The sequence below is a fragment of the Ruegeria sp. H4 genome, assembly GCF_056533065.1.
The window spans coordinates 127,759-133,758 of sequence record NZ_JBQFOC010000005.1 but is presented as its reverse complement, the minus strand read 5'-3'; the positions used below and the strand labels follow the sequence as shown (position 1 = coordinate 133,758).

Here is a 6,000-nt window from a genome sequence, read left to right as displayed (position 1 = left end):
CGGTCTCTCCCGAGCGTCTCAACCGTCTCTCCGGCCCGTCTCCGCCATCTCTAGCATCCCAGCAACAACCTCAGCGCCGCCGGTGAAGGGGGTTCTAAGGTCTAGCGATCAGGGCCGCAAGCAGAAAATTACATCTTGGCGCATTTTTTTGCATATTCAGAAATAAATGATAAATAACAGATAGTTAACATCAATCTACATACAGGAATACAGGCATAATCCAGGGGTATGTCGCCTCGAACCCTGAACAGTCCTTTTGTTTGCCAATGGCCTAGCACAACATATTGGGGCTCAGCGGCATCCGGGCCCAAGGCGGTGCGGCTCGAAACACCGAGTCGAAACTCTATGAACCACCGATTCATCACAAGCCCCACACAAAAAAGATCGATCTCGCTCGATGGGTACACGAAAAATACTCCGCAAAACCCCATACGACGGTCCGCATATGAACAGACCTTGCGCATTATCGCCTGATACGGTCTGCTCCTGCCTAAACAGGTGCAATTCAAGACGTGGTGCATATGACCCTCACCCTTTCTTATCCGATGGTGCGCAATGTCGGCTTTGATGGTGTACTGGTCACCTTTGCCGAAACCATGTCAGATCCCGCGAACCGTGCAGCCCTGTCGTTCCGGGCCGAGGTTGAGCGGCTGGACCTCGATGGGGTGTTGGAGACATCGGCCACGCTTGGGTCCGCTTATCTTCGGTTTGATCCGACCAGGGTGACCCACGCGGATATGGCAGGCGCCCTCAAGGAGCTGCTGAAGGCAAGAGACTGGTACACTACGCCCCTCCCCTCAGGGCGAAAGCTATGGCGGGTGCCAACCGTCTATGGCACGGATCTTGCCCCACAACTCGAGGATGCGGCACGGGCGGCCGGTCTGAGCCCTGCAGAAGCGGTGCGACGACTAAGTCATTCTAAGGTACGTGTTTTGACAATCGGGTTCGCGCCGGGCCAGCCCTATCTCGGGCCACTTGGGCCCGAGTTCAACATCCCAAGACTGCAAGACTTGACACCCATGGTCCCCGAAGGCGCCCTGGTGCTGGCCATATCTCAGTTCGTTCTGTTTTCCGGCCCCACGCCAACCGGATGGCGGCATATCGGTCAGACGGCTTTCCGATGTTTTCGACCTGATATGACAGAGACGTTCACTCTAACACCCGGAGATGAGTTGCTGTTCGAACCCATATCGCGTGATGATCTGGAGTGCATCCGCGCCAACAATGACGATGGGCTTGGGGGAGCGACCTTCCAAGAGATCACTTCATGAGCCTGATCGTCCGGCGCATCGGCCCCGCCTGCACCATTCAGGATCAAGGGCGCGTAGGGTATCTTGATCAGGGGCTTTCGCGATCCGGGGTGGCTGACATATTGGCGCTGCATGAAGGGGCGGCGTTACTGGGTCAAAGCCCAGATTTTGCGGCCTTGGAAATGGCGGGCATGGGTGGCGAATTTGAAGCCACCCAACCCGTGCAGATTGCGCTAACTGGTGCGCCAATGCAGGCCAGTATCGACGGGGCTGCGATTGTCTGGAATGCATCGCACCATCTGGAACCGGGGCAGCGTTTGACAGTTGGCGCAGCATTGCAGGGCAGCTATGGCTACCTGCATCTGGGTGGTGGGATCGACACTGAAATGTTTCTCGGTTCGCGTTCAATCCATCTGACCGCCAAGATCGGTCGCGCGGTCAAGGCAGGCGATACCCTGCCTGTTGGGCCAGATGCGGGCGAGACCGGAGTCAAGTTGCCCCCTGCAGATCGGTTTGATGGCGGTACACTACGCGTTCTTGCAAGCTTTCAGACCCCTCTCTTTGATCCGGAAACCCTGACCCGGTTCACTCGAACCGAATTCAAACGGGGACCCCGTGCCAACCGCATGGGAATGCAATTGGAATGCGCCGGCGAAGGGTTCGCTGCCAGGGATCAGCTGAACATCCTGTCCGAGGTCATAACCCCCGGCGATATACAGATGACAGGGACCGGCAACCCGTTCATCCTGCTGCCCGAATGCCAGACGACGGGCGGTTACCCTCGGATCGCTACTGTTCTTCCCTGCGACATGCCAAGAGCAGCACAAACTCCAGCGGGCGGGAAGATCCGGTTCGAGCTTGTGACACTGGATCAGGCGATAGAGCTGGATGCGGCCTTTCGGTCCGATTTGGCCCGATTGCCGGGGCGTATCGAACCGCTTATCCGCGACCCGCATGATATTTCGGACCTGCTGTCCTACCAATTGATCGGCGGAGTGATCTCTGCCAACGACTAAGGAGATGTGTTGATGCCCCGCGTGGATCTGAATGCCGATATGGGTGAAAGCTTTGGCCCATGGAACATGGGTGATGATGAAAGCCTGCTAAAGGTCATCACCTCGGCCAATATCGCCTGCGGGTTTCATGCAGGCGACTGGGATGTGATGGCCAGTACGATGACATTGGCCGCCGAAAACGGTGTGGGTATCGGCGCGCATCCGGGCTTTCCCGATCTTCAGGGCTTTGGCCGCCGCAATATGAAGTTGCCTCATGACAGCCTTCGCAATCTGGTGCGCTACCAGTTGGGTGCGGCGATGGGTTTGGCAGCTGCGATTGGCACTAAGATACGGCACCTGAAACTACACGGTGCACTTGCCAATATGTGCTCGGTCGATATCGACATGGCGCGGGCCTGCTATCAGGGGGCGCTGGACGTGGAGCCTGACATCATCATCATGGTGCTGGCGGTCACGAAACAGGAAGAGGCGGTGCGCGAACTTGGCTGCAAATGGGTGGGCGAGATCTTCGCCGACCGTGCCTATAACGACGATGGCACTCTGGTCGATCGCAGCCTGCCCGGCGCGGTGATTCATGACCCCGAGATCGCCGGGTCGCGCATCCTGAACATGGTCCGCGAAGGGGCGATTATCACCGAATCTGGAAAACACCTTGAGACCTCAATCGATACGATCTGTCTGCACGGCGACGGGCCAACGGCAGTGCAGATCGCCCGTTCAGTCCGCGAAAATCTGATCGCGGGCGGGGTCGAGGTGACAAAATTCACTCGATAGACATCTGGGCGTAATCCGGAAGACCTAAAGTCTGGATGTTGCCCGAACGGGGTTCAGCGCCTAGCATGCATCCAAGTGCATGTTCTGAATAATGTTATTCCAGCCAATTTGGCCCGGCCATTGCGCTTGCAGCCGGATACCCCGCAAGGAGGCGCGCATGTCTTTTGATCTGATGTCTTACGAACCGCGAGGCGACAAGAAGAACTCGGACTTCTTTCATGAATATCTGCCAATGATCTACGAGCGGCGAACCAGCTCGGGCATCGCAGATCAGGTCGGCCCGATGCGGGCGATTGTCATTCAGGTCGAAACCACCGCCTTGTTCGATACGATGCTCGAACTTTATGTCATGACCCCCTATCGCCATTCAGCCAGCTATCTGGGCCGGACACATAAGTTCTCGGTCCTGCATTCGCATGCCGACTATCCGGCGCTGATCCTGATGGCCCCGCTGAGCGAAAGTTTTGTAGACTTCATTCCCCGGATCAACCGCATGTACCCGCTGGCCCGCAATACCCCACAAACCCGCTATGTCGGAGAGGTTTTCGCGGCAAGCGATCTTAGCACGCTGACCAAAACGCTCGAAGATCAAAACATCCGCTTTGAGTACTCCGGCGACACCGAAAACCCGTTCTATACTCTGGATGGGTTCCGCTTCACCACACCTTCGGATTTCACCTGCAATCGCGTTGGATACTCCACGCTGGATTTCAACGACCCCGACAGCCTTGGCCTTGGGGATCGAGTACTGCTCAGCGATGCTGAAAAGGCAAAGCTTGAGGAAGCAGCCGAATTCGGCAATGACAGTAGTATCGCGCCATTGATGCTGGGCATTGACCACCTTGCCACACGGGTTCTGGCAGGTGAACGCGAAGATGCGATCCTCGAATTTCTGACGATGGTGCCCTACTATTTCTGGGGCGCGTACAACATCTTTGACATGAATTCCTCGACCAATGTGAACCGCAACGCCAATGTGGACGATGACAAGAAATCCCCAGCCAAAGTGTTCACCGCAAACAACACGCCGTCTTTCGTGAATTCTTTTGCGAAGCTGCCTATGCCGACCGAAGACTTTGTGCGCAATTTCGGCCGCCGCCTGCATCATATGGCCGTTGAGATTCAGGATGGCGACCATGGCGCGGGTGAGAAGAATGTCGATTTCGTCGTCAATACACTGAAGGACAAAGGTGTGCCGTTCCTGGCGCACGTGGTCGGGGAATGCAAAGACGATCCAAACCTGAAACAGATATTCTCGAAGCATTCGCAATACACGCTGCTGATCACCGAATATATCGAACGCTGCCACCACTATGATGGGTTCTTCACCAAGGATAACGTGGCAGCCCTGACCGCAGCGGCGGGGCAGGATGAACAATACGAGCATGGTCACGTATTCGACTAAGAGCCTGAGATGAAAAAAGGGCTGCGACACATCGCAGCCCAGATCCATCAGGAGAGAGAATGTCGGGTCTTATGACGGCCCGATCATGAAACAGGTGACATTGCGCGCCTGAAGGCGACGGCAGGCCAGATCGGCCTGTTCCCGGGTCATGCCCTGAAACGTCGCCTCGAACCCTTTCGAGCTTTGGCTGACCTTGCGTAGCGTACCTTCCAGCGTGGTCATTTCCGACAACGCCGTTTTCAGCAGGATCTTCTCGGCCTCATAACGCGTGGTGTAGCGGCCCACATTCACGCCCCATATATGCCCGCCAGATGTGGACAGACGGGTCACAACCTCTTGTTCGGGTTCCGGCTGCTCAGCGGGCTCAGCTTGTGCCACGGTCAAGTTCTCAGGCCGCAAGGCTGGGCGCGTGTCCGAGCTTTCGACCGGAGGGGCTGTTGGCGCTATATCGGCCTCAGCGATTGCTGCGGCAATACCGTTCTGGATGCGATCCCGGTTCTGGTTCGCGGTTTCAACAACGGCGCTGGCGACCTGTGTGGCCACCGGGCGAACAACTGGGCGCAGGCTTGCCTTGGGCGCACCGCTGACAGCCGCCACCTGGGTCGAGCCGCCAAGACCCGTGTTGCCCGCATAAGCAGGTCGTCCGGGTTTGCGAATGGGCGCACGCGACGGGGCGCGACGGAAGCCCATATCCAACAGCTCGGCAACCTTCGCGTTCCGAGACGCGCCCGACTTGCCACCAAATACGGTTGCGATGATGCGCTCATCCTTACGCTTGGCCGAAGCAACGAGGTTGAAGCCTGCAGCGCGGGTGTATCCCGTCTTGATCCCGTCCGCACCCCGATACGCGGCAAGCAGGCGGCGGTTCGTGTTCGGAACAGTCTTGATCCCGGCATTGGTCGATTGGCGCGAAAACAGGTTATAGTACTGCGGATAATCATACAGCAGGTGACGCCCCAGCGTGGTCATATCGCGCGCGGTAGACAAATGCCCCGCCTCGGTCAGACCATGAGCGTTCTTGAAGGTCGTGCGGCTCATCCCCATTGCCTTTGCGGTGCGGGTCATGCGACGCGCAAACGCGGCCTCGGATCCGCTCAGCGCGATACCAATGGCAGTGGCTGCGTCATTGGCCGATTTCACAGCCGCCGCACGGATCAGATACCGAAACGCGATCGTCTGGCCCGAGCGCAACCCAAGCTTCGACGGCGGCTCGGCTGCCGCTGCCTTGGTGATACGAACCGGCGTGTCCAGCGTGATCTCGCCATTCCGGACCGCTTCAAACGCTATATACAGCGTCATCATTTTGGTCAGTGACGCCGGATGCAGCCGAGTATCGGCGTTGCGCGAATGAAGGACCTCTCCGGTCCGGGCATCAATCACCATGGCCGCATACGGCGCGGCGAAAGATTTAAACGGCGCAAAAGAAAGCACCATCATCAATACAATGAGAAATAAGCCCATTCGGGCCGGAACTGTCCGCCGAACCTGCACGATCTTTGCCTCTGTCTGCCTCGCGCCGCCGGGTTTTCCCGGTCAGCTAGATTTTATTCTGCTT

General features: G+C 57.4%; 5 protein-coding genes. 4 read left to right on the top strand and 1 reads right to left on the bottom strand.

Going from position 1 to position 6,000, the window contains the following annotated elements; genetic code table 11:
- Positions 1 to 521: 521 nt before the first annotated feature.
- From ACR0KG_RS19705 to ACR0KG_RS19690, 4 genes are all read left to right on the top strand, one after another.
- Positions 522 to 1,271 carry a 5-oxoprolinase subunit B family protein gene (locus tag ACR0KG_RS19705; protein ID WP_480551369.1) on the top strand — a complete coding sequence of 250 codons (750 nt, stop codon included), beginning with the start codon at positions 522 to 524 and terminating at the stop codon, positions 1,269 to 1,271.
- Positions 1,268 to 2,266 (top strand): 5-oxoprolinase subunit C family protein, encoded by a 999-nt coding sequence (locus tag ACR0KG_RS19700; RefSeq protein ID WP_480828224.1) that lies wholly within the window; start codon positions 1,268 to 1,270, stop codon positions 2,264 to 2,266. Before ACR0KG_RS19705 ends, ACR0KG_RS19700 begins: the two co-directional genes overlap by 4 nt.
- 12 nt (positions 2,267 to 2,278) lie before the next feature.
- Positions 2,279 to 3,040 carry a LamB/YcsF family protein gene (locus tag ACR0KG_RS19695; RefSeq protein ID WP_480551365.1) on the top strand — a complete coding sequence of 254 codons (762 nt, stop codon included), beginning with the start codon at positions 2,279 to 2,281 and terminating at the stop codon, positions 3,038 to 3,040.
- A 157-nt stretch (positions 3,041 to 3,197) separates the two neighbouring features.
- The gene (locus tag ACR0KG_RS19690) at positions 3,198 to 4,445 is read left to right on the top strand and encodes a hypothetical protein (protein ID WP_480551363.1); all 1,248 of its coding nucleotides are present in this window, start codon (positions 3,198 to 3,200) and stop codon (positions 4,443 to 4,445) included.
- Between the two features lie 69 nt (positions 4,446 to 4,514).
- Here ACR0KG_RS19690 and ACR0KG_RS19685 read toward each other — a convergent pair whose 3' ends face one another.
- Entirely contained in the window at positions 4,515 to 5,906 is a 1,392-nt protein-coding gene (locus tag ACR0KG_RS19685) for a D-alanyl-D-alanine carboxypeptidase family protein (RefSeq protein ID WP_480828223.1), read from the bottom strand.
- Between the last annotated feature and the right edge of the window lie 94 nt (positions 5,907 to 6,000).

What these genes read in the sequence shown, in the direction of transcription:
- ACR0KG_RS19690 (WP_480551363.1), top strand. Translation starts at nt 3,198, where the DNA reads ATGTCTTTTGATCTGATGTCTTACGAACCGCGAGGCGACAAGAAGAAC.
- ACR0KG_RS19685 (WP_480828223.1), bottom strand. Translation starts at nt 5,906, where the DNA reads ATGGGCTTATTTCTCATTGTATTGATGATGGTGCTTTCTTTTGCGCCG.
- ACR0KG_RS19700 (WP_480828224.1), top strand. Translation starts at nt 1,268, where the DNA reads ATGAGCCTGATCGTCCGGCGCATCGGCCCCGCCTGCACCATTCAGGAT.
- ACR0KG_RS19695 (WP_480551365.1), top strand. Translation starts at nt 2,279, where the DNA reads ATGCCCCGCGTGGATCTGAATGCCGATATGGGTGAAAGCTTTGGCCCA.
- ACR0KG_RS19705 (WP_480551369.1), top strand. Translation starts at nt 522, where the DNA reads ATGACCCTCACCCTTTCTTATCCGATGGTGCGCAATGTCGGCTTTGAT.